Genomic DNA, 21,809 nt, shown 5'->3' on the forward strand with positions numbered 1-21,809 from the left:
AGTCCGGCCCGATCACCCCCGCCGAGCCGAAACCGCCACCCCCATCACCTCCCGCGCATGCCGGTTCGGGACCATGCCGAGGCGCCAGGCCTGCCAGCCGGCCTCCAGGTCGGCTCCCCGTTCCAGGAGCAGCTGGTACGCCTCGATGTAGTCGTCGAGTCTTCCGTCGCGGGTGGGGTGGCCGGTGCGGGAGAGCTGGGTGAGTTCCTCCTGGGCGACCGCCGTGCCGACCTCCACGCCGCCCGGGGAGGCGTAGGGGAGGAGTGTGCAGCGAAGGAAGCGGGACCAGTCCTCGCCTCGGCGGTCGCCGTAGGAGGCGAAGAGGGACGCGGCCTCGTCGCAGAGGGTGAGGGCCGGCTGGGTGCGGGCGTTGCCGGCGTCGACGACCGCCAGTTCCAGGCAGGTCCAAGCCTCGCCGTGGGCGACGCCGATCCGCTGGAAGTCGGCCCGCGCGTCGACCAGGAGCTGGCGGGCGAAGCCCGAGTTCCGCAGGGAACCGGTCTGGGCGGCACGCTGGTCGCGGGTCACCCGGGCCGAGTGGTGGCGGGCGCAGGCGAGTCCGTACACGTCTCGGATGCGGGAGAACATCGTCCGGGAGCGTTCCAGTTCACGGACCGCCTGGTCGAGGTTGCCGGTCTCCTCCAGGGCCTGGCCGAGGTAGTAGACCGTCCAGGCCTCGCCCCGCGAGTCCTCGTTGTCGCGGTGGCGGGAGGCAGCCTGGCGCAGGCCGTCCACCGCGGAGGACGGGTCGCCGTCGACCAGGCGGGCCCGGGCGAGCTGGGTGAGGGCCCAGGCCTCGCCGCGGGCGTCGCGCGTGCGGCCGTAGAGGTCGAGGGCCTCGCGGAGCTCGGACTCGGCGCGCGGTACGTCGCCCATGCGCAGGCCCAGCTGGCCGAGCTGGAAGTGGGCCCACGCCTCGCCGTGCACGGACTCGCCCTCGCGGTGCAGGACCAGGGCCTGGGTCAGGAGGTCGAGCGCCTCGCGCAGTCTCGCGCGGTCCCGTTCCACGGCCGCCAGCGCGTGCATCGTCCAGGCGCGGTCCGCCGAGAGCTCGGGGGAGGCCTGGAGGTCCATGGCCTCCTGGAGCTTCGCCGCCGCCTCCGTGAGATTGCCCTGGTGGTGGAGGGTGATCCCGAGCGAGCAGAGCGCCCGTGCCGCGCCCGCGTCGTGGTGCGCCTCGAAGTAGAGGTCGACCACGGAGGCCAGTTGCGTACGCGCCTTGTCCAGCTCGCCGAGCTGGCGGGCCGCGATGCCCGTACGCCACTGGACCGAGCGCACCAGCAGCCCCTGGTCGACGGCCTGCGTCAACTCGCTGATCTCGCCCAGGCGGTAGAGGTCGCCGCGCAGCAGGCAGTAGTCGCACAGCGCGCCCAGGAGGTTGAGCACCGTCGCCTGGTTGACGCCCTCCGCGTGCCGCAGGGCCGCCGTGATGAAGCTCGACTCGTCGTCCAGCCAGCGCAGGGCCGCGTCCAGCGAGGTGAAGCCGTGCGGGCCGAACTGGTCGGCGCGGGTGGACGTCTTGCCGTCGACCAGGCGGATCACCGAGTCCGCGAGCTCGGCGTAGTTCGCGATGAGACGTTCCTGCGCGGCCGTGCGCTCGGACGGCTCCTCCTCGTCGAGGAGGCGGGCCTGCGCGAAGGCGCGTACGAGGTCGTGCAGGCGGTAACGGCTGCCGCGCACATGGTCGATGAGGCCCGCGCGGGAGAGGGCCTCCAGGTGCCGGGTCGCCTCCGGCTCGTCCGTCGCGAGCAGGGCGGCAGCCGCGGCGGCGCCCAGCGAGGCACGGCCCGCCAGCGCGAGCCGGCGCAGCAGGCGCCGGCCCGTGTCCGACTGGTCGGTGTAGCGCAGCCACAGCACCCGCTCGACCGGCTCGACCGGACCGTACGCCGCCAGGTCGGTGGCGAGCCGGCTGGGTGTGCGCGGGCCCAGCGACGAGCCCGCGATGCGCAGCGCCAGCGGGAGGCCGCCGCACAACTCCCGTACCCGGTCGGTCGATTCGGCGTCGTACGGGGCCGTGCTGTCCTGTGCCGCCGCCTTCAGGAGCTCCTCGGCGCCGGGCGCGGTCAGCGGTTCCACCGCCAACTGGTGGACCCAGGCGGGGAGATCGGCGGGCAGGTCGAGGGGCTTGCGGGCGGTGACCACGACGAGGCTGTCGGAGCGCTCGGGCACGAGCGTGCGCACCTGCTCCACATCGCTCGCGTCGTTGAGCACGATCGTCACCGGGAGGCCGGTCAGATGCTTGTGGTAGAGCTCGGAAAGCCGCCTGACCTGCTGGTCCTGTGAGGAACGCTCACGGAAGAGCAGCTGCTCGCGGGGCGCGCCGAGCCGGTTGAGCAGGTGCAGCAGCGCGTCGCGGGTCGTCAGCGGCGACTCCTCCGGGCTGTCGCCGCGCAGGTCCACCACACAGGCGCCGCGGAACTGGTCCTTGAGTTCGTGCGCCGCCCGGACGGCGAGGGTGCTGCGGCCGGAGCCGGGCGCGCCGTACAGCACGACCACCGTCGGTCTGGTCTCCGTGCTCGCCCGGGCCGCGTGCACCCACTGCGCGACCCGCAACAGCTCCTGCCGACGGCCCGCGAACGGACCGACCGGTTCGGGAAGTTGACCGAACGACTGCTCCAGGACACTCCGTCTGCGGGCCGCCGCGCTCTTGTCCGTACGCCGCAGCTGGGGCGCCCCCTTCTTCGCGCCGGTGGACGCGATGAGGACGCGCTGCTGGTCGAAGAACGGCCGGATGCCGCGCACTTCCAGGGCGGTCAGCCACGCCAGGCGCAGCTGTTCGGGGCCGCCGGGCTGGCCGAGGGCCCCCGCCCGGCGGCTCGCGGCCGGCAGATGGGAGGCCGTCACCTTCGCCACCGTGGCCGCGGCGCCCGCGATGCCGACGACCGCGCCGGCGCCCACCGCGATGCCCGCGCCCGTGCCGAGCGCCAGGTCCGCGACGCAGGCCGCGAGTGCGGCAACGGCGGCCACCAGCAGGGGAGTTCCGGCGCCTTCGCGGGCGTACCGCTGGCCGAAGGTCAGCCGGCCCGCCTCCGCCTCGTCCAGCGCCGAGGTGAACGCCTCGTACTCCTCCGTGGCGGTCTGCTCCATCGTGTCCAGAGCGGCCCGTGCCCGCGACAGCAGCGCGCCCCCGTCGGCCCGCCCGCCCGAACGCCGGACCTCCTCCTCCACGGCCCGCACCAACAGCCGTTCGGCCTCCGCCCGATGGCTGTCCCGCATATCGCGTCCCCCTCCGCCGGTAACGGCTTTCTTGGTCAAGTGTCCTGCGGATGGGCGGGGAAGGCGAGAGAATCAGCCTCTGTCATGTCCACGCCCAACTGAAATGCGTCGGACCCATCACCTACCCCCGGCGCGCACGGGTGATCCGCATTGCCCACCGGGTACTGCGGCAGGATGGACCCCATGCCGAACCGACTGGCCCATGAGACGTCTCCCTACCTCCTCCAGCACGCCGACAACCCCGTCGACTGGTGGCCCTGGTCGGCCGACGCCTTCGAGGAGGCGCGCAAGAGCGGCAAACCCGTGCTGCTGAGCGTCGGATACAGCAGCTGTCACTGGTGCCACGTCATGGCGCACGAGTCGTTCGAGGACCAGGAGACCGCCGACTACCTCAACGCGCACTTCGTGAGCGTCAAGGTCGACCGGGAGGAGCGGCCCGACGTCGACGCCGTCTACATGGAGGCCGTACAGGCGGCGACCGGGCAGGGCGGCTGGCCCATGACGGTCTTCCTCACGCCCGACGCCGAGCCGTTCTACTTCGGCACCTACTTCCCGCCCGCGCCCCGGCAGGGCAGCCCCTCCTTCCGGCAGGTCCTCGAAGGCGTGCACAGCGCGTGGACCGACCGGCGGGACGAGGTCGCGGAGGTCGCCGAGAAGATCGTGCGGGACCTGGCGGGCCGGGAGATCGCGTTCGGCGACACCCAGGTGCCCGGCGAGGAGGATCTCGCGGGTGCACTGCTCGGCCTCACCCGGGACTACGACGCGGGCCACGGCGGCTTCGGCGGCGCGCCCAAGTTCCCGCCGTCGATGGCGATCGAGTTCCTGCTGCGGCACCACGCCCGCACCGGCGCCGAGGGCGCGCTGCAGATGGCCGCCGACACCTGCGAGCGGATGGCCCGCGGTGGCATCTACGACCAGCTCGCCGGCGGCTTCGCCCGCTACTCCGTCGACCGCGAGTGGGTCGTGCCCCACTTCGAGAAGATGCTGTACGACAACGCCCTGCTGTGCCGGGTGTACGCGCACCTGTGGCGGTCCACCGGCTCCGACCTCGCCCGCCGCGTCGCCCTGGAGACGGCCGACTTCATGGTCCGCGAACTCCGTACGAACGAGGGCGGGTTCGCCTCCGCACTCGACGCCGACAGCGACGACGGCACCGGGAAGCACGTCGAGGGCGCGTACTACGTCTGGACGCCCGCGCAGCTCCGCGAGGTCCTCGGCGAGCAGGACGCCGAACTCGCCGCCGACTACTTCGGCGTGACCCAGGAGGGCACCTTCGAGGAGGGCGCCTCCGTCCTCCAGCTCCCGCAGAGCGAGGGCGTGTTCGACGCGGAGAGGATCGCCTCCATCCGCGCCCGTCTCCTCGAAGCACGCGGCGAACGACCCGCCCCCGGCCGGGACGACAAGGTCGTGGCCGCCTGGAATGGGCTTGCCGTCGCCGCCCTCGCCGAGACCGGCGCGTACTTCGACCGCCCCGACCTGATCGAGGCGGCACTCGGCGCGGCCGACCTCCTCGTACGGCTCCATCTGGACGAGCACGCCCGGCTCGCCCGTACCAGCAAGGACGGTCGGGTCGGTGCCAACGCGGGTGTGCTGGAGGACTACGCGGACGTCTCGGAGGGCTTCCTCGCGCTCGCCTCGGTGACCGGCGAGGGCGTCTGGCTGGAATTCGCCGGTTTCCTGCTCGACCACGTCCTCGTGCAGTTCACCGACGAGGAGTCAGGAACGCTGTACGACACGGCCGCCGACGCCGAGAAGCTCATCCGCCGCCCGCAGGACCCGACCGACAACGCCACGCCTTCCGGCTGGAGCGCGGCGGCCGGTGCTCTGCTGAGCTACGCCGCCCAGACCGGCGCCGAGCCCCACCGGGCCGCCGCGGAGCGGGCGTTGGGCGTCGTCAAGGCGCTCGGCCCGCGCGCCCCGCGCTTCATCGGCTGGGGTCTCGCCACCGCCGAGGCGCTGCTCGACGGGCCCCGTGAGGTCGCTGTGGTCGGACCGGTCGACGATCCCGCGACCAAGGAGCTCCACCGGGCCGCCCTTCTCGCCACCGCGCCCGGCGCGGTCGTCGCCGTGGGCGCTCCGGACAGTGACGAACTGCCTTTGCTCGCGGAACGATTGCTTGTGAGCGGTGAACCAACCGCGTATGTCTGCCGTAACTTCACATGTGACGCTCCGACGACCGATGTCGACCGTCTTCGGGAGGCCCTCAAGCGCTGAGCGGTGAAAGCACCTGCTCAGTGGGGGTTAATGTGTGCACGTGTTCGGATACGTCCTACAAGTCGACTGACCATTCCGAAACACGCTATTTATCAGAACACCTCCCGGACTTCACAGAACCCCCATAGTCTCTGTCCCGGACACGACAGGAGTGACTCGCTGTCGTGACAGGGGGTTATGGGGATCCTGGGGGGATCTGTTGCTTACGTCTGTGCTCATTGCTGCCGTTTCGCTTGCCCTTTTCGGGATGGCTGCCTTCACTTTGTGGTGGCAGATGCACGCGTGGCGCACGCCCGAAGTGCTCGCGTCCACCCGGTTCAGCAGTCCTGACGGGGGTGAACACCTGTCGTTCTCGCTGCTGCTGCCGGCGAGACACGAGCAGGCGGTGCTCGACCACACCATCCAGCGACTGCTGGAATCCAGCCACACCGACTTCGAGATCATCGTGATCGTCGGCCACGACGACCCGGAGACCACCGAGGTGGCCTGCGAGGCCGCGGAGCGCGACCCGCGCGTACGCGTCGTCGTCGACACCCACGAGAAGAAGAACAAACCGAGGGCCATGAACACGGCGTTGCCGCACTGTCGCGGTGACGTCGTCGGAGTCTTCGACGCCGAGGACCAGGTCCACCCGGAGCTGCTCGCGCACGTCGACCACGCCTTCCGGTCGACCGACGCCGATGTCGTCCAGGGTGGCGTCCAGCTCATCAACTTCAACTCCAGCTGGTACAGCCTGCGCAACTGCCTGGAGTACTTCTTCTGGTTCCGCTCGCGGCTCCACCTACACGCGCAGAAGGGTTTCATTCCGCTCGGCGGCAACACCGTCTTCGTCCGCACGGACGTCCTGCGGGCCGCCGACGGCTGGGACCCCGACTGCCTCGCCGAGGACTGCGACCTGGGCGTGCGGCTCTCCAGCATCGGCAAGAAGGTCGTCGTCGCGTACGACTCCGACATGGTGACCAAGGAGGAGACGCCCGGCAGCCTGATGTCGCTGCTCAAGCAGCGCACCCGGTGGAACCAGGGCTTCCTCCAGGTCTACCGGAAGAGGGACTGGAAGCAGCTGCCCGGCTTCGGCCAGCGGCTGCTCGCCCGCTACACGCTGATGACGCCGTATCTCCAGGCGATCTCCGGCGTGATCATCCCGCTCAACGTGGCCGTCGCGCTCTTCCTCGACGTCCCGGTCGGTATCGCCTTCATCACCTTCCTGCCAGCCGTCACCGCCTTCGTCACCTTCGTCTTCGAGCTCGTCGGACTGCACGACTTCGGCAAGCAGTACGGGCTTCGCGTCCGATTCGTCCACTACCTCAAGCTCATCGTCGGCGGCCCCTTCTACCAGGTGCTCCTCGCCGGGGCGGCCGTCCGTGCCGTGTGGCGTGAGCAACAGGGCCGCAACGACTGGGAGTTGACCAGTCATGTCGGCGCACATCTCACCGATGTCGGGGCCGCCCGCCCCCTCGAAGCCACTGAAGCCACCGTTGCCGCGGCCGTAGCGTCCCGCGGGTCCCGAGAGGACGTTCCTGCGTGACCTCCACCCTTCCCGCGGTGACCACCCCAACGGTCCCCGCGCAGCGGACACCTGTCCCCAAGACCGGTTCGACCCCTCGAACGACCCCGCTCCCGTCCCGTCTGCGCACCTCGCGCGCCGACCTGATCCTGTGCGGCGTACTCCTCGTGGTCGTCATGACCGTGCAGGGCTGGAACATCGCCGACTACCCCGCGCTCAGCGACGACGAGGGCACCTACCTCGCCCAGGCCTGGTCCGTCCAGCAGGGCAACGGGCTCGCCCACTACACCTACTGGTACGACCACCCGCCGCTCGGCTGGATACAGATAGCCCTGCTGACCTGGATACCGTCCCTGATCAGCCCCGAGTCGATGACGGTCGGCTCGATGCGGATCGTGATGCTCCTGGTCAGCGCCATCAGCGCGGTCCTCGTCTACGTACTGGCCCGCCGCCTGTGGCTGCCCCGCTGGGCGGCCGGGCTCGCGATGCTGCTCTTCGGGCTCTCGCCGCTGTCGGTGGTCCTCCAGCGGGAGATCTTCCTCGACAACATCGCGGTGATGTGGACGCTGGTCGCGTTCTGCCTCGCCGCCTCCCCGAGCCGCCACCTCTGGCACCACTTCGGAGCGGGCCTCGCCGCCGCCGCGGCCGTCCTCACCAAAGAGACGATGATCTTCGTCCTGCCCGCGGTGATGATCACGATGTGGCGCCACAGCCACCGGGACACCCGCAAGTTCGCCCTCACCGGAGCCATCACGGCCTGCGTGCTCATCGGCATGTCGTACCCGCTCTTCGCCCTCCTCAAGGGCGAACTCTTCCCCGGCGGCGGACACGTCTCGCTCTGGGACGGCCTCGAATACCAGCTGACCAGGCCCGGTTCGGGATTCATCCTCGACCAGGGCTCCGGCTCGTACGGCGTCCTGCAGTCCTGGCTCTACTACGACCGTGTGCTGCCCCTCGGCGGCCTCGCGGGCGCGCTGCTCCTCCTGGTCACCTGGCGCTGGTCGGTGACCGCCCGCGCCCTGGCCGGACCCGCGTTCACCGTCGCCATCCTCGCGCTGGTCGCCCTGCGCCCGACCGGCTACCTGCCCGCGATGTACGTCATCCAGGCCCTGCCGTTCCTCGCGCTCGTCCTCGCCGGAGGCGCCGCGAGCGTCGCGCACGGGGTGCTGCGCAGATGGCGGAGCACCGACGAGAGGGAGTTCGTCACCCGCGCCCGGTACGCGGTCGCGGCACTGCTCGTCGCGGCCTCGGCGGCGTACGTCGTGCCGCGCTGGTACGACGGCGACCGCACCGCCGTCACCGCCGACGCCAACGCCCCCTACCGGGCGGCCTCCAAGTGGCTGGCCACCGAGGTCGACCGCCCCGAGGACACCCGCGTCCTCGTCGACGACGCGCTCTGGCTCGACCTCGTGCACGCCGGTTACGAGCCCGGACTCGGCGTCATCTGGTTCTACAAGGCCGACCTCGACCCCGCGGTGACCAAGACGATGCCGCGCGGCTGGCGCGACATCGACTACGTCGTCGCCTCCCCGACCGTGCGGCGCGACGCGGCCGATCTCCCCAACGTCAAGCAGGCGATGAAGCATTCGACCCCCGTCGCCACCTTCGGCAAGGGCCCGGACAGGATCGAGATCCGGCAGGTCAGGGGCGGTTCCACGGCAAGCACGACGGACACGGCCGACACCGCCGACGAGGCGACCACCGGAGGCGACCGATGACGTACGAGTCCACCGTCCCGGGGGAGTTGCACGACCCGGCCCTGCGCGAGACCGCCACCGTCCCCGAACCCGGCGCCGTCACCATCGTCGTGCCGACCTTCAACGAGTCCGCGAACATCCGGGAGTTGCTCCACCGGATCACCGAGTCGGTGCCCTCGCGGCTGCCCTGCGAGGTCGTCTTCGTGGACGACTCCACCGACGACACACCCGAAGTCATCCGGGACGCCGCGCGGGACTGCCCGTACCCGGTGACCGTGCTGCACCGCGAGGCACCGGTCGGCGGGCTCGGCGGCGCGGTCGTCGAGGGCATCCGGGCCGCGAGCTCCGACTGGATCGTCGTCATGGACGGCGACCTCCAGCATCCCCCGTCCCTGGTCCCGGAGTTGGTGGCCGCGGGCGAGCGCGAGCACGCCGGACTCGTCGTCGCCTCCCGCTACATCAAGGGCGGCAGCCGGGCCGGACTCGCGGGCGGCTACCGCATCGCCGTCTCACGCGGCGCGACCCTGCTGACGAAGACGCTGTTCCCGCGCCGCCTGCACGGCATCAGCGACCCGATGAGCGGCTTCTTCGCCATCCGCCGCAGCGCGGTCACCGCCGACGTCCTCAAGCCGCTCGGCTACAAGATCCTCCTCGAAATGGCCGTACGCGCCCGCCCGCGCCAGGTCACCGAGGTGCCGTTCGTCTTCCAGGACCGGTTCGCGGGCGAGTCCAAGTCGACCGCGCAGGAGGGCATCCGCTTCCTGCGGCACCTCGCAGGGCTGCGCACCGCCTCGCCGGTCGCCCGCATGGTCGTCTTCGGGCTGATCGGCGCGACCGGCTTCCTGCCGAACCTCGCCGCGCTGTGGGCCCTCACCTCCGTCGGGATGCACTACCTGCCCGCCGAGATCGTCGCCAACCAGTTCGGCGTCGCCTGGAACTTCCTGCTCATCGAGCACCTCTGCTTCCGGGACCGCAGACAGCACCGGCGCTGGTGGGACCGCTCGGGCCGGTTCGCGCTGCTGGCCAACGCCGACCTGGTGCTGCGCATCCCGCTCATCGCGCTGTTCGTGGGCCAGCTCGGGATGTCCGTCCTCGGCGCCACCGCGCTCGCCCTGGTGACCACCTTCGTCCTGCGGTTCGCGGGCACGGAGGCCCTGGTCTATCTGCCGCGGAAGGGAGGGCGCGCAGGAAACACGACGGCCGCCGAGACGGGCCGTCAAGCAGGGAGCCGCACAGCAAGGAGATCCAGCTGATGTTCAGTAGACCCGCTCCGAAGTTCAGAAGACCCGCCCGCTCGGGACGACCCGTCCGCCCTCGCCGCCGTACCGCCCTGCTGGCCGTGGGCGCCCTCACCTCGGGGCTGCTCCTCATCGCCCCGCAGCCCGCCTCGGCCGCCAACCTCGTGAAGAACCCCGGCTTCGAGACCGCGGGCACGGCCGACATGCCGTACTGCTGGGAGAAGTCCGGCTGGGGCGACAACGACTTCACCTTCTCCACCGTGGCCGATGCCCACTCCGGCTCCAAGGCCATGAAGGTCGAGCTGACCCGCCGCACCGAGGGCGACCGCAAGGCGCTGATCACCGAGTCCGCCGAGTGCGCGCCGGTCGTCAGCGTCGGCAAGCAGTACGACCTCGGGCTCTGGTACAAGTCGACGACCCCGGACACCTCGCTCACCCTCTTCCGGCACGACACGACCGCCGGCTGGCAGTACTGGACCGACCTCAAGACCCTGCCGATCAGCGGCGGTTGGTCCGAGGCCACGGTCCGTACGCCCGAGGTCCCCGCGGGCACCGACCGCATCACCTGGGGCGTCTCCGTCTACGGCACCGGCGCGGTGACCACCGACGACTACACGATGGACCAGGTCGCCGACCCGATCCCGGACCCCGTGTGCACCGGCACGGCCGAGGAGTGCGCCAACGGCAAGTGGGACGTGCTGCCCACGCAGAACCCGGTCCGCTCCATGCACTCCGTCGTCCTCAACAACGGCAAGGTGCTGCTGATCGCCGGCTCCGGCAACAGCGAGGAGATGTTCAACGCGGGCACGTTCACCAGCGCGGTCTACGACCCGGTGAACGGCACGTACAAGCAGATCCCCACGCCCAAGGACATGTTCTGCGCCGGGCACGTGCAGTTGCAGGACGGCCGGGTCCTCGTGATGAGCGGCAACAAGGGCTACCCGTCCGCCGACGGCACGATCGGCTACCAGGGCTACAAGGACTCGTACATCTTCGACCCGGTCACCGAGACGTACAGCAAGACGAACGACATGAACGACGGGCACTGGTACCCGTCGGCGACGATCCTCGGCAACGGTGACGTGATCTCCTTCGGCGGGCTGAAGGAGGACTCCTCGGGGTCCGTGACGGCCGAGCGCTGGTCGGCCGCCGAGAACAAGTGGCTGCCGCTGTGGCAGGTCAACCAGACCTGGTCGTACTGGGGTCTGTACCCGTCGATGGTCCTGATGCAGGACGGCCGCCTCTTCTACACGGGCAGCCACACCTTCGGCAACAACATCCCCGGCACCGGTTCGGCGATCTACGACTACGACGCCAACACCACCACCGAGGTGCCCGGCCTGCAGAGCAAGGACGAGCGCGACCAGTCGGCGAGCGTGCTGCTGCCCCCGGCCCAGGACCAGAAGGTCCTCACCATCGGCGGCGGCAACATCGACTCGAACCCCGACGCGAACCGGCTCACCGACATCATCGACCTCAAGTCCGCCAACCCCGCGTACGTCGCCGGACCGCCGCTCCCGCAGGGCACCGTCGACCTGGGCAACGGCAAGATCCCGCAGACCGGCAACCAGGGCAAGATGTACGTCTCCGCCGTGCTGCTGCCCGACGGGAAGGTCCTGGAGACCGGCGGCGCCCTGCACAACCGCGCCAACCCGGTCTACGAGTCGTCGATCTTCGACCCGGCGACGGAGACCTTCGACCCGGTGGCCGCCGACCCCGAGGCCCGCGGCTACCACTCCTCCGCGTTCCTGCTCCCCGACGGCCGCGTCATGGCCACCGGCGACAACCCGGGCAACGGCTCCTGGAACCACAACGTGTCGATCTACACCCCGCCGTACCTCCTCAAGGGCACCCGTCCGACGATCACTTCGGTGATCGACAACGAGTGGACGTACGGCGACACGCAGCGCATCACGGTCGACCGGCCCATCGCCAAGGCGGAGCTGATCCGCCCGGCCGCGGTGACGCACTCCTCCGACCCGAACCAGCGCTTCGTGGACCTGCCGCTCTCCGTCGACGGCAACAACGTCGACCTGAACGTGACGAGCAACCCCAACCTGGCCCCGCCCGGCTGGTACATGCTCTTCGCGGTCGACGCCAACGGTGTGCCCTCGGTGGCGAAGTGGGTCCACCTCCAGGGCCCGTCGGCCATGGCGGCGGCCGCCTCCGACACGCCCTCGGCGCACGAGCACTCCTTCGCGGACTCCCTCGAAGGCAAGGTCAAGAAGCCCGGCAAGAAGCGCGCCTCGGCCAAGGTCAGCCCGACCGTGGCCGGCTGCGACCGCCACTACGGCTCCGCCAACGTCTGTGTCCCGACGGTCTTCCCCGACGAGGTCAAGAAGACGACGGCGGCCCGCTGCGCCTGGCTGAAGGAGAACGACTACGGCCGCCTCAAGATCAACGGCAAGGACGACCCGCTGCGTCTGGACCGCAACAAGGACGGGGTGGCGTGCGGGAAGGGTGATGTGACGAGGCGCTGAGCTCGCTTTGTGAGCCAGTGAGTTCGTGAGCTCGTGATACGGAGTTGCCCCCGCCCCTTCCCAGGGGCGGGGGCAACTGCCTTCTTCCGCCGACTACTCGGTCCGCGGCACGAGCCCGTGCTCCAGGACGTCCAGGGCGCGGTCGACCAGGCCGGCGAAGTCGTCCTTGTGGTCGTGCTGGGCCCAGTAGAGGGACACCTCCATCAGACCGCCGATGAGGGACATCGCGAAGACGCGTACCTCGAAGCTGTCGGGGCCCCGGCCGGTTCGCTCGCCGATGACCTGGCAGAGCAGGTGGCTCGTGACCGACATGCTCTCCATCATCCGCGAGCGCACGGCGGGCACCTCGGCCATCAGCCTGGTCCGCAGCCGGGTGACCTCTGCGTCCTCGGCCATCCCGAGACCCACGGCCTTCCCCAGTACGTACCGGAGCGAGTCCATGGGCGGCTCGTCCGCCGGCCGTGCCCGCAGCTCCGCCTCCAGCAGCGGGTCGTACTCGTCCGTGAGGACGATGTCCTCCTTGGTCGGGAAGTAGCGGAAGACCGTGGACGGCGACACCTCGGCGAGCTCGGCGATCTGCTCGATCGTCGTGGCGTCGTACCCCTGCTCCTCGATGAGCCGGTAGGTCGCGTCACGGATCGCCGTCCGTGTCTTGATCTTCTTCCGCTCACGAAGTCCCAGCTGGGGGCGGTCGGCGGGGATGGAGCTGCGTGCGGCCGTCATGGGGCTCATTGTCGGCCATCGGCCGGGCCCGGGGCCATGCGCGGGGTCATCTCCGGAGTGGGCTTCGGGGTCGTGTCCGGAGTCGGCTTACCCTTCGCGGACCCCGTGACGTCCCGCGACTTGGTGTTCGGTCCGGTGTTCGACTCTGTGTTCGGCAGGAACGCCCCCGCGAGCAGCGCCGCCACCAGCGAGGCGATCCCGCACACCAGCAGGACGAGGCCCATGCCATGGACGTACGCCGAGTTCGCGGAGGTCACCAGGTCGGCGGCGCCCGCGCGGTCGCCGACGATATGGGCCGCGACCACGGACTCCCGGGCCGTGTCCGCCGCGCCCTCGGGCAGCCCGGTCACGTCGAGCCGGTCGCGGAACGCGCTCGCCAGCAGACTGCCGAGCAGCGCGATACCGATCGCCCCGCCGACCTGCCGCAGGGTCATGAGCAGCCCGGAGCCGCTGCCCGCCCGTTCGGCGGGGAGGGTGGCGAGCGCCCCGTCCATCGCGGGGACGACGGCGAAGCCGAAGCCGAGGCCCGCGACCGACAGCCACAGTGCGGTGAAGCCGTACCCGGACTCGACCGTCGTACGACTGCCGAGGAGCGCGGCGAAGGCCAGCACCACCAGACCGGCGCACACCACGCCACGCGACCCGAACCGCTCGACGACCGGCTGGGCCGCCCTCGCCGCGACCATCAGCCCGCCCATCATCGGCAGCATCCGTACGCCCGTACCGAGGGCGTCGTTGCCGAGGACGGCCTGCAGATACTGCGGGAGCACGAACATCAGGCCGGACAGGACGAACATCACGAGCGTCGCCGCGACCGCGTTGAGCAGGAAGCCGCGGTGCCCGAGCAGCGACATGTCGAGCATGGGGCGTACGGACCGGCGCTCGCGCACCACGAGCGCCGCCAGCAGGACGACGGACCCGGCGATCAGGGCGAGCACGAGCGGGTCGCCCCAGCCGCGGTTGGGCGCCTCGATGATCGCGTAGATCAGCGCGCCGAGCCCGGCCGCGGTGAGCGCGGTGGAGACGGCGTCGACCTTGGGGGAGGACGGGTCGCGGGTCTCCGGCAGCAGGAAGAGACAGGCGGCGATGCCGATCGCGGCCATCGGGACGTTGATCAGGAAGACCGAGCCCCACCAGAAGTGGTCAAGCAGCCAGCCGCCGATGATCGGGCCGAGCGGCATGCCGAGCGCGGACGCGGCCGAGATGATGCCGACCGCCTTGGTGCGCTCGGTGGGCGGGAAGAGCGAGGGCAGGACGGACAGGGCGAGCGGCATCACCAGCGCGCCGCCCACGCCCATCACCGCACGGGCGACGACGACCCAGGTCACATCGCCGGCCAGGGCGCCGACCAGCGAACCGGCGAGGAAGACGCCGAGCCCGACCATCAGCATCCGGCGGCGCCCGAACCGGTCGCCGAGCAGGCCGGCCGGGAGCATCAGCGCCGCGAAGACGACGACGTACGCGTCCGCCATCCACTGCTGCTCACCGGTGCTCGCGCCGAGCTGCCCGGCCATCGTCGGCAGCGCCACGTTGAGGATCGTCATGTCGAAGCCGAGTACGAGCATGCTCGCGACCAGGGCGCCGAGGGCCCACCAGCGACGGGGGTCGAGGTGTGTCTCGGGAGGTGGAGTGACAGTAACCATGAAATGAGAGTAACTCTCAAAAGATGGTCGCTGTCAATATGTGGGAACGCGAAAGGGCCCCACCGCGCGATGCGGTGGGGCCCTTTCGTCGAGTGCCGGCCGGGGCTATCCGTGCTGGTAGGCCACCATCGAGATGCCGATGTAGTGCGTGGCGAACGCCGCGAGCGTGAGGGAGTGGAAGACCTCGTGGAAGCCGAACCAGCGCGGTGACGGGTCGGGGCGCTTGAGCGCGTAGATCACACCGCCCGCGCTGTAGAGCAGTCCGCCGACGATCACGAGGACCAGTACGGCGATGCCGCCCGCCCGCATGAAGTCGGGCAGGAAGAAGACGGCCGCCCAGCCCATCGCGATGTAGCACGGGGTGTAGAGCCAGCGCGGGGCGCCGATCCAGAACACGCGGAAGGCGATGCCCGCGACGGCCGCGCCCCAGATGCCCCAGAGCAGCCACTGCCCCTTGGCCTCGGGCAGCAGCAGCATCGTCAGTGGTGTGTACGAGCCCGCGATGATCAGGAAGATGTTCGCGTGGTCGAGTCTGCGCAGCACACCGTCCATGCGTGGTGTCCAGGTGCCCCGGTGGTAGATCGCGCTGACGCCGAACAGCAGGCACGCCGTGAGCGCGAAGATCGCGCAGGCGATACGGGCGCGGGTCGAGTCGGCGAGAGCGGTCAGGACGAGGCCGGAGACCAGGACGGCCGGGAACATCCCGGCGTGCAGCCAGCCGCGAAGCCTCGGCTTCACCGGATGCGGCAGGGAGAGCGCTTCGGCGACGCGGTCTACGACCGGCGTGTCCGAGGGCGCGTCGGGGACGGACGCAGTCATGAAGGGCATCGTACCTACGGAACCGTAAGTTACGCATCAGTCCGGCCGTATGAAGGGCGCCAAGTGGCCATGGTCTCACCGGCGTACGAGCCGGGGTTCCACCGGCGCGCGAGGTGAGCGGCTGGTGAGTGGCCGGTGGGAGGGGAAGGGCCTGGGTGAATGACCGGGTAAATGACCGGCAATAAGTGGTGATGCTCACGCTGCTCACGTGTGAGGCCCTCTGGACATATGCGCGGACCCGTCGGATGATCAAATGAGTGCGGTCGGCACCGGATGAGCGCCTAAGCGTCACCACGTGAAGCATCCGGGTCGCAGCCCCCACGGGGCATCAACAACCAAAACCCCTCATCTAGGAGCAATCGTGGCGCGCGACATCGCGGCTCCCTCAACCGTTCCCACCAATCACCAGGAACTGATCTCGTGGGTCAACGAGATCGTCGAACTGACGCAGCCGGACAGCGTGGTCTGGTGTGACGGCTCAGAGGCCGAATACGAGCGACTGAGCGAGGAGCTCGTCCGCAAGGGCACCTTCAAGAAGCTCGACCCGATCAAGCGCCCCAACTCCTACTACGCCGCCTCGGACCCGACCGATGTCGCCCGGGTAGAGGACCGGACGTTCATCTGCTCCGAGAAGGAGCAGGACGCGGGCCCGACGAACCACTGGAAGGCCCCCGCGGAGATGCGGGAGATCTTCCAGGGCACGGGCACCGGCGAGGACGCCAAGGGCGGCGTCTTCCGCGGCTCGATGAAGGGCCGGACGATGTACGTCGTCCCGTTCTGCATGGGCCCGCTCGGCTCCGACCTCTCCGCGATCGGCGTCGAGATCACCGACTCGGCGTACGTCGCCGTGTCGATGCGCACCATGACCCGCATGGGGCAGCCCGTGCTGGACGAGCTCGGCTCCGACGGCTTCTTCGTGCGTGCTGTGCACACGCTCGGGGCGCCGCTGGAGGCGGGCGAGGCGGACGTGCCGTGGCCGTGCAACTCCACGAAGTACATCTCGCACTTCCCGGAGACCCGCGAGATCTGGTCGTACGGCTCCGGCTACGGCGGCAACGCGCTGCTCGGCAAGAAGTGCTACGCCCTGCGCATCGCGTCCGTGATGGCGCGCGACGAGGGCTGGCTCGCCGAGCACATGCTGATCCTCAAACTGACGCCCCCGCAGGGCGAGTCGAAGTACGTGGCGGCGGCCTTCCCGTCGGCCTGCGGCAAGACCAACCTCGCGATGCTGGAGCCGACGGTCGGCGGCTGGACCGTCGAGACGATCGGCGACGACATCGCCTGGATGCGGTTCGGCGAGGACGGCCGTCTCTACGCCATCAACCCCGAGGCCGGTTTCTTCGGCGTCGCGCCCGGCACCGGTGAGCACACCAACGCCAACGCGATGAAGACGCTGTGGGGCAACTCCGTCTTCACCAACGTCGCGCTGACCGACGACAACGACATCTGGTGGGAGGGCATGACGGAGGAGACTCCGGCCCACCTGACGGACTGGAAGGGCAACGACTGGACCCCGGAGTCGGGGACCCCGGCGGCCCACCCCAACGCCCGCTTCACCGTGCCGGCCGCGCAGTGCCCGATCATCGCGCCGGAGTGGGAGGACCCGAAGGGCGTGCCGATCTCGGCGATCCTCTTCGGCGGCCGTCGTGCCACGGCGGTCCCGCTGGTGACGGAGTCCTTCGACTGGAACCACGGCGTGTTCCTCGGCGCGAACGTGGCGTCGGAGAAGACCGCCGCCGCCGAGGGCAAGGTCGGCGAGCTGCGCCGCGACCCCTTCGCCATGCTCCCCTTCTGTGGCTACAACATGGGCGACTACATGGGCCACTGGATCGACGTGGCCAAGGACAAGGACGCCTCCAAGCTCCCGAAGATCTACTACGTCAACTGGTTCCGCAAGAACGACGAGGGCAAGTTCGTCTGGCCCGGCTTCGGTGAGAACAGCCGCGTCCTGAAGTGGATCGTGGACCGCCTCGACGGCAAGGCGGAGGGCGTCGAGACCCCCATCGGCATCCTGCCGACGAAGGCGGCCCTCGACACGAACGGACTCGAACTCTCCGACTCCGACCTCGACTTCCTCCTCACGGTCGACAACGAGGTCTGGCGCGAGGAGGCCGCGCTGGTTCCGGAACACCTCAACACCTTCGGCGACCACACACCGACGGAGCTGTGGGACGAGTACCGGGCCCTGGTGAAGCGCCTGGGCTGAGGCCGACTTGGCCCGACTCGGGCGGACGGTTGCTCGGTCTGCCGTCCGCCCAGGCCTGGCCGACCCCGGCTTGCCCTGACGCCCACCGCCTGAACTCCGCGGCCGGCCCCGAGTTGCCCTGACCTGCGACGTGGTTGGGGCCGGCCGCGGTGGCATTCTCCTCGCCCCCGCCGCCCCTACCCGTCCCGTCCCTGGGGGCTGCCGCCCCCAGACCCCCGCATCGCGCTGCCGCGCTCGTCCTCAAACGCCGGACGGGCTGAGAGGTGGGTGGGGGCTGGCGGGGTGGGTGGGTTGAACGGGGGTGGGCGGTAGATCGGCCTGAACGGCCTCGTCCTCAAACGCCGGACGGGCTGAGATGTGCCTGGACTGGGCTATAGAGGTGCGGCCCGGCCCGTGAGGTCTTCAACTCAGCTCCGAAGTCTCAAGCTCAGCCCGCAAGGTCTTCAACTCAGCCCCGAAGTCTCGAGCTCAGCCCGTGAGGTCTTCAGCTCAGCCCCGAAGTCTCGAGCGCAGCCCCCGAAGTCTTCAGCCCGGCCCGCGAAGTCCTCGGCCCGGCCCGCGAACTCTTCAGCCCAGTCCAGGCAATCTTTAGCCCCTCCGGCGTTTGAGGAGCGGGGGTTCGGGGGCGGAGCCCCTGAGTAAGGGACGGGAATGGGTAGGGGCGGCGGGGGCGAGAAAAGACCCTACGAGCGGTCCTCCAAATAGCGGGTGTGGGATTCCTGGCGGCGGGCTTCCGCTTCGTGGAGGGTGGTTGCCAGGGACTGGGCCTCGCTGTGGAGCACGGAGAGCTGGCGCTCCAGGTGGCGTTCCGGTGGTTCCGTGCCCGGGGCCAGGCGCGTCCACCACCGCGTCCGTACGAACGTGTCGACCGCCTCAGGGATGTCCTGCCGTACGGCCCGGGACAGGGCATGCACCCCCTCCGGGTCCTGGGCCAGGATCTCGGCGACCCAGCCGGGGTCCAGCAGGGCGGTCAGGAGGTCCGTCAGCTCGGTCAGGTGGCCTGCCGCGGCCGGTGGGAGCTCGATGTCCGCGAGGTAGGCGCGCAGCTTGCCGTAGTCCTCCCGCAACTCCTCCAGTTGGGCCGAGGGGTCCGGGAAGTCCGGCGGCGGGGGCCGTTCCGGGGGTGCCAGTAGTGCGCCCGCGCCGTACAGACCCGCCACCACCACCGGCCAGTACGGGCCCGCCACCCCCGCGAACGTCAGCGCCAGGCCGACGACCCCGCACGCGCTGCCGGTGAGGTTCTTGCGGGACTCCAGGTAGCCGAGGAGCTTGTTGCTGTTATTGGTAGCCACGGATCTCCTCGAAGGCGCCGTCGAGCGAACCCTTCTGGGCGTCGAAGAGCCGGCCACCGGTCAGTTCGGCGATGTGTTCCAGTTCGCCCCGGTCGGAGTCGCCGAAGAGGATCGGGAAGACCGGGATCTCCCGTTCGGCTTGCGGCAGTTCGCCGTAGAAGCCGTCGAAGGCCGCCGGGCTCGCCCCCGCCGTGTTCTCGCCGTCCGTCATCAGCACGATCGACGTGAACGTGTCGTCGTCGGCGCCCAGATGCTCGTACGCCTTCTCCAGTGAGGTGTAGATCGCGGTGTCCCCGTCGGCGGTGAGCGCCTTGGTGTCGCGGCGGATTCCGTCGAGTCCCGACCGTGGGTTCTCGGGCCGCACCACATGCGTCCGTATGCTCTTGACCTTCGAGCCGAACGGCATCAGCGTCACCTCCTCCCGGTCGCGGAAGTCGCTGGTCAGATCGGTGAGCGCCTTCTTCAGACGGTCGAGCCGCCCGTCGTCTCCCATCGAGCCCGAGGTGTCCAGGACGTACACGGTCCGGGAGGGCCTGCGCAGTTTGTTCTCGTACGCGTCCAGGAGGCCGTCTGCCACTGAACGGCTGCCCGGGAAGGGGAGTTCGCGTCGGCGTGTGGTGTTCAGGCCCGTCGCGGGTGGGACCGAGGCGACCACCGGGCGGCGCAGCGTGCGGTCGGTGATCAGCCGCTGAGTTGCCGGTGCGCGCAGCGCCTCGGTGAGGCGGCGGACGTCGTCACGGACCGCCTGGCTCGTGGACGCGAGCGAGGAGAGCGGATAGTCGGCGGTGACCACGCCGTCGCGCGGCCGGATCACCGTGAGGTCCTTGCGCGCCTTCAGCACCGACTCGTAGTTGAGCAGCGCGTCGACGTCACCGCGCCGGTCGTACGCCTCCGCCAGCCAGCCCGACGAACCGGACGTCAGCTTCTGTCCCTTGAAGAACTCCGCCAGCCTGGGCGTCGCCTGCTTCACGTCCCCGTCCGTCAGCGCGGACTGGGCGTCGGAGAGGCCCGACGCCACCGAAACGAGCGTGGAGAAACCGGAGTTGGAGCGGGACGGGTCGGTCATCCCGTACGTCAGGTCGCCGTCCGCCACCGCCTTCTCGATGTCCGCCCAGGTGACGTTCTCCGGCTTCCAGCCCAGCGCTCGTACGGTGGCGGTCTTCACGCCTATGGCCACCGGGCTGGACATGACCGGGGTCTCCGACACGATCTGCTGCGCGGCGGTGGGGTTGAGGCGGAGGTAGTCGTTGGAGGAGAGCCAGATCGCGTCGTACGTGCCCTTCGCCTTGTCCTTGCCCAGGAGGTTCACCGCGTCGAGGGTGCCCATGTAGGTGGGGCGGACCTTGATGCCGGTGTCCTGCTGGATCCGGTCCAGCACGCTCTTCATGTCTGAGAGTTCGCTGGAGGCGAGGATGCGGAGGGTGCCGGGCTCCGGCTTGGTGGAGGGGCCTGGCTCTTCCGTTGCCGATGTGCATCCTGCCGTCAGCAGTACCAGTGCGATCGCGGCTGCGGCCCGGTGGGTCGTCTGTGCCCACCCGTTCCGCCCTGCGGACGCCTGCCCACAGACGACGGACGGCGGGCCTCGAAGGTGTCCCATCTCATGCGAGGCCCCCGTCCAGCGCCGCGCGCGAGCGGCTGCGGTCCAAGTACGCGCTCGCGTGCTGGAGTTCAGCCGTCAAGGACTCCACCGTCGCCGCCATGGACTCCGTGGCCTGGGCCTTGTACGTGTCGATGGTGTCGAGGGTCTGGTAGATCTGCTGGAAGGCCGAGCGGAGCGTCTCCGCGCCGACCGCCGGGTCGGCGGCGATGCGCTGGATCTCGCCGGACTGCGTGGCGAGCATCTCCGCGTTGCCGCGGATGAGGTCCTCGGTCGTGCCGCGCAGGGCGTTGACCTGCTCGACGACCTTGCGCTGGTTGTCGAGGGCGGAGGCGAGCATCACGGAGATGCGCAGCGCGGAGACGGTCGTGGTGGCCGCGCGGTCGACGCCCTTGATCAGCTCGTCGTTGTTGCGCCGGACCACGTCCATCGCCAGATAGCCCTGGGCGCACACCGCGAGCTGGGTGAGCAGGTCCTGGTGCTTCTGCCGGACGGGGAAGAGGACGTCCGCGCGCAGGGTGTCCGCCTGGGCGGGGTCGGTCGCCTCCACGCCCGCGATGTGGCCCTCGACCGCCGCGTCCAGGGCCTCCGTCAGGACCACGTACTCCTGGAGCTTGCCCATCGAGTCCCAGAGGCGGACGCGTTCGGTCTGCAACGCGGCGTTGTCGCGGCGCAGTTCGTCCTGGCCGCCGCGGAGCGAGCCGACGATCTTGTTCAACGTGCCCTGCGCGGAGGCGTACTTGGCGACGTGGTCGCGGAGCTTGTTGCCGCCGGGGAGCCGGGACAGCAGCTTGCGGGCCTTGCCGCCGGGCAGGTCCCGCGGGTCCAGGTCCTCGACCGTACGCCGCAGTTCGACGAGTGAGGACGAGACGCGGGACTGGGCGTCCTCGCCGTTGGCGGGCAGGCTGCGGATCGTGCGCTCCAGCATGCGGTTCGACTGGGCGGCGGCGCCGCGCATCTCACCGGAGCCGAGGCCGACGATCTCCCCGATCTTCCCCGCGAACTCGGGGGAGCGGGCGTCGAGCGCGGCGAGCCCGTCGACGTACTCGGCGGCCTTGCGCGCCATGTCGGTGCGGACCGACTCGTCGACCGGCACGAGTCCGCCGGCCTTCTCCTTCGGCACGGCCGCGACGGCCTGCGGAGGGGTCAGGACAAAGGTGTCTTCGGTGTTGCTCACTTG

Annotated in this window: 13 protein-coding genes; 6 read left to right on the forward strand and 7 right to left on the reverse strand. The window is 70.1% G+C overall.

Going from position 1 to position 21,809, the window contains the following annotated elements:
• Positions 1–12: 12 nt before the first annotated feature.
• Positions 13–3,216 (reverse strand): tetratricopeptide repeat protein, encoded by a 3,204-nt coding sequence (locus tag ACN20J_RS31175; RefSeq protein ID WP_419667306.1) that lies wholly within the window; start codon positions 3,214–3,216, stop codon positions 13–15.
• Between the two features lie 183 nt (positions 3,217–3,399).
• Here ACN20J_RS31175 and ACN20J_RS31180 point away from each other — a divergent pair, with 183 nt between their 5' ends.
• From ACN20J_RS31180 to ACN20J_RS31200, 5 genes are all read left to right on the forward strand, one after another.
• A complete protein-coding gene (locus ACN20J_RS31180) occupies positions 3,400–5,430 on the forward strand; it encodes a thioredoxin domain-containing protein (RefSeq protein ID WP_419667307.1) in 2,031 nt (676 codons plus the stop codon).
• Positions 5,431–5,629: 199 nt separating this feature from the next.
• Positions 5,630–6,955 (forward strand): glycosyltransferase, encoded by a 1,326-nt coding sequence (locus tag ACN20J_RS31185; RefSeq protein WP_419667308.1) that lies wholly within the window; start codon positions 5,630–5,632, stop codon positions 6,953–6,955.
• Positions 6,952–8,652: an ArnT family glycosyltransferase gene (locus ACN20J_RS31190; RefSeq protein WP_419667309.1), complete on the forward strand. Its 1,701-nt coding sequence runs from the start codon at positions 6,952–6,954 to the stop codon at positions 8,650–8,652. Before ACN20J_RS31185 ends, ACN20J_RS31190 begins: the two co-directional genes overlap by 4 nt.
• The gene (locus ACN20J_RS31195; protein WP_419667310.1) at positions 8,649–9,884 is read left to right on the forward strand and encodes a glycosyltransferase; all 1,236 of its coding nucleotides are present in this window, start codon (positions 8,649–8,651) and stop codon (positions 9,882–9,884) included. The genes ACN20J_RS31190 and ACN20J_RS31195 overlap by 4 nt, the downstream gene beginning before the upstream one ends.
• Positions 9,884–12,349, forward strand: a complete 2,466-nt coding sequence (locus tag ACN20J_RS31200) for a galactose oxidase-like domain-containing protein (RefSeq protein WP_419667311.1) — start codon at positions 9,884–9,886, stop codon at positions 12,347–12,349. Before ACN20J_RS31195 ends, ACN20J_RS31200 begins: the two co-directional genes overlap by 1 nt.
• Positions 12,350–12,442: 93 nt before the next feature.
• On the opposite strand, the gene ACN20J_RS31205 is transcribed toward ACN20J_RS31200, so the two are convergent.
• From ACN20J_RS31205 to trhA, 3 genes are all read right to left on the reverse strand, one after another.
• The gene (locus tag ACN20J_RS31205; protein WP_419667312.1) at positions 12,443–13,081 is read right to left on the reverse strand and encodes a TetR/AcrR family transcriptional regulator; all 639 of its coding nucleotides are present in this window, start codon (positions 13,079–13,081) and stop codon (positions 12,443–12,445) included.
• Positions 13,078–14,715 carry a DHA2 family efflux MFS transporter permease subunit gene (locus ACN20J_RS31210; RefSeq protein ID WP_419667313.1) on the reverse strand — a complete coding sequence of 546 codons (1,638 nt, stop codon included), beginning with the start codon at positions 14,713–14,715 and terminating at the stop codon, positions 13,078–13,080. Before ACN20J_RS31210 ends, ACN20J_RS31205 begins: the two co-directional genes overlap by 4 nt.
• Positions 14,716–14,820: 105 nt before the next feature.
• Positions 14,821–15,534: a PAQR family membrane homeostasis protein TrhA gene (trhA, locus tag ACN20J_RS31215; protein ID WP_189837373.1), complete on the reverse strand. Its 714-nt coding sequence runs from the start codon at positions 15,532–15,534 to the stop codon at positions 14,821–14,823.
• Positions 15,535–15,895: 361 nt separating this feature from the next.
• On the opposite strand from trhA, the gene ACN20J_RS31220 reads away from it, so the two are divergent.
• Positions 15,896–17,740 carry a phosphoenolpyruvate carboxykinase (GTP) gene (locus ACN20J_RS31220; protein ID WP_361902802.1) on the forward strand — a complete coding sequence of 615 codons (1,845 nt, stop codon included), beginning with the start codon at positions 15,896–15,898 and terminating at the stop codon, positions 17,738–17,740.
• Between the two features lie 683 nt (positions 17,741–18,423).
• Here the strand turns inward: ACN20J_RS31220 and ACN20J_RS31225 are convergent.
• Genes ACN20J_RS31225 through ACN20J_RS31235 form a run of 3 tightly spaced genes read right to left on the reverse strand, consistent with a single transcriptional unit; the run spans position 18,424 to position 21,806 of the window.
• The gene (locus ACN20J_RS31225; RefSeq protein WP_419667314.1) at positions 18,424–19,032 is read right to left on the reverse strand and encodes a hypothetical protein; all 609 of its coding nucleotides are present in this window, start codon (positions 19,030–19,032) and stop codon (positions 18,424–18,426) included.
• Positions 19,019–20,629, reverse strand: coding sequence for a substrate-binding domain-containing protein (locus ACN20J_RS31230; RefSeq protein WP_419667315.1), 1,611 nt, complete (start codon positions 20,627–20,629; stop codon positions 19,019–19,021). The genes ACN20J_RS31225 and ACN20J_RS31230 overlap by 14 nt, the downstream gene beginning before the upstream one ends.
• Before the next feature lies 1 nt (position 20,630).
• Positions 20,631–21,806 (reverse strand): toxic anion resistance protein, encoded by a 1,176-nt coding sequence (locus tag ACN20J_RS31235; protein WP_361916752.1) that lies wholly within the window; start codon positions 21,804–21,806, stop codon positions 20,631–20,633.
• Between the last annotated feature and the right edge of the window lie 3 nt (positions 21,807–21,809).

Origin of the sequence: Streptomyces sp. 2-1 (genome assembly GCF_048564895.1) — a bacterium.
Taxonomy (GTDB): Bacteria; Actinomycetota; Actinomycetes; order Streptomycetales; family Streptomycetaceae; genus Streptomyces; species Streptomyces phaeochromogenes.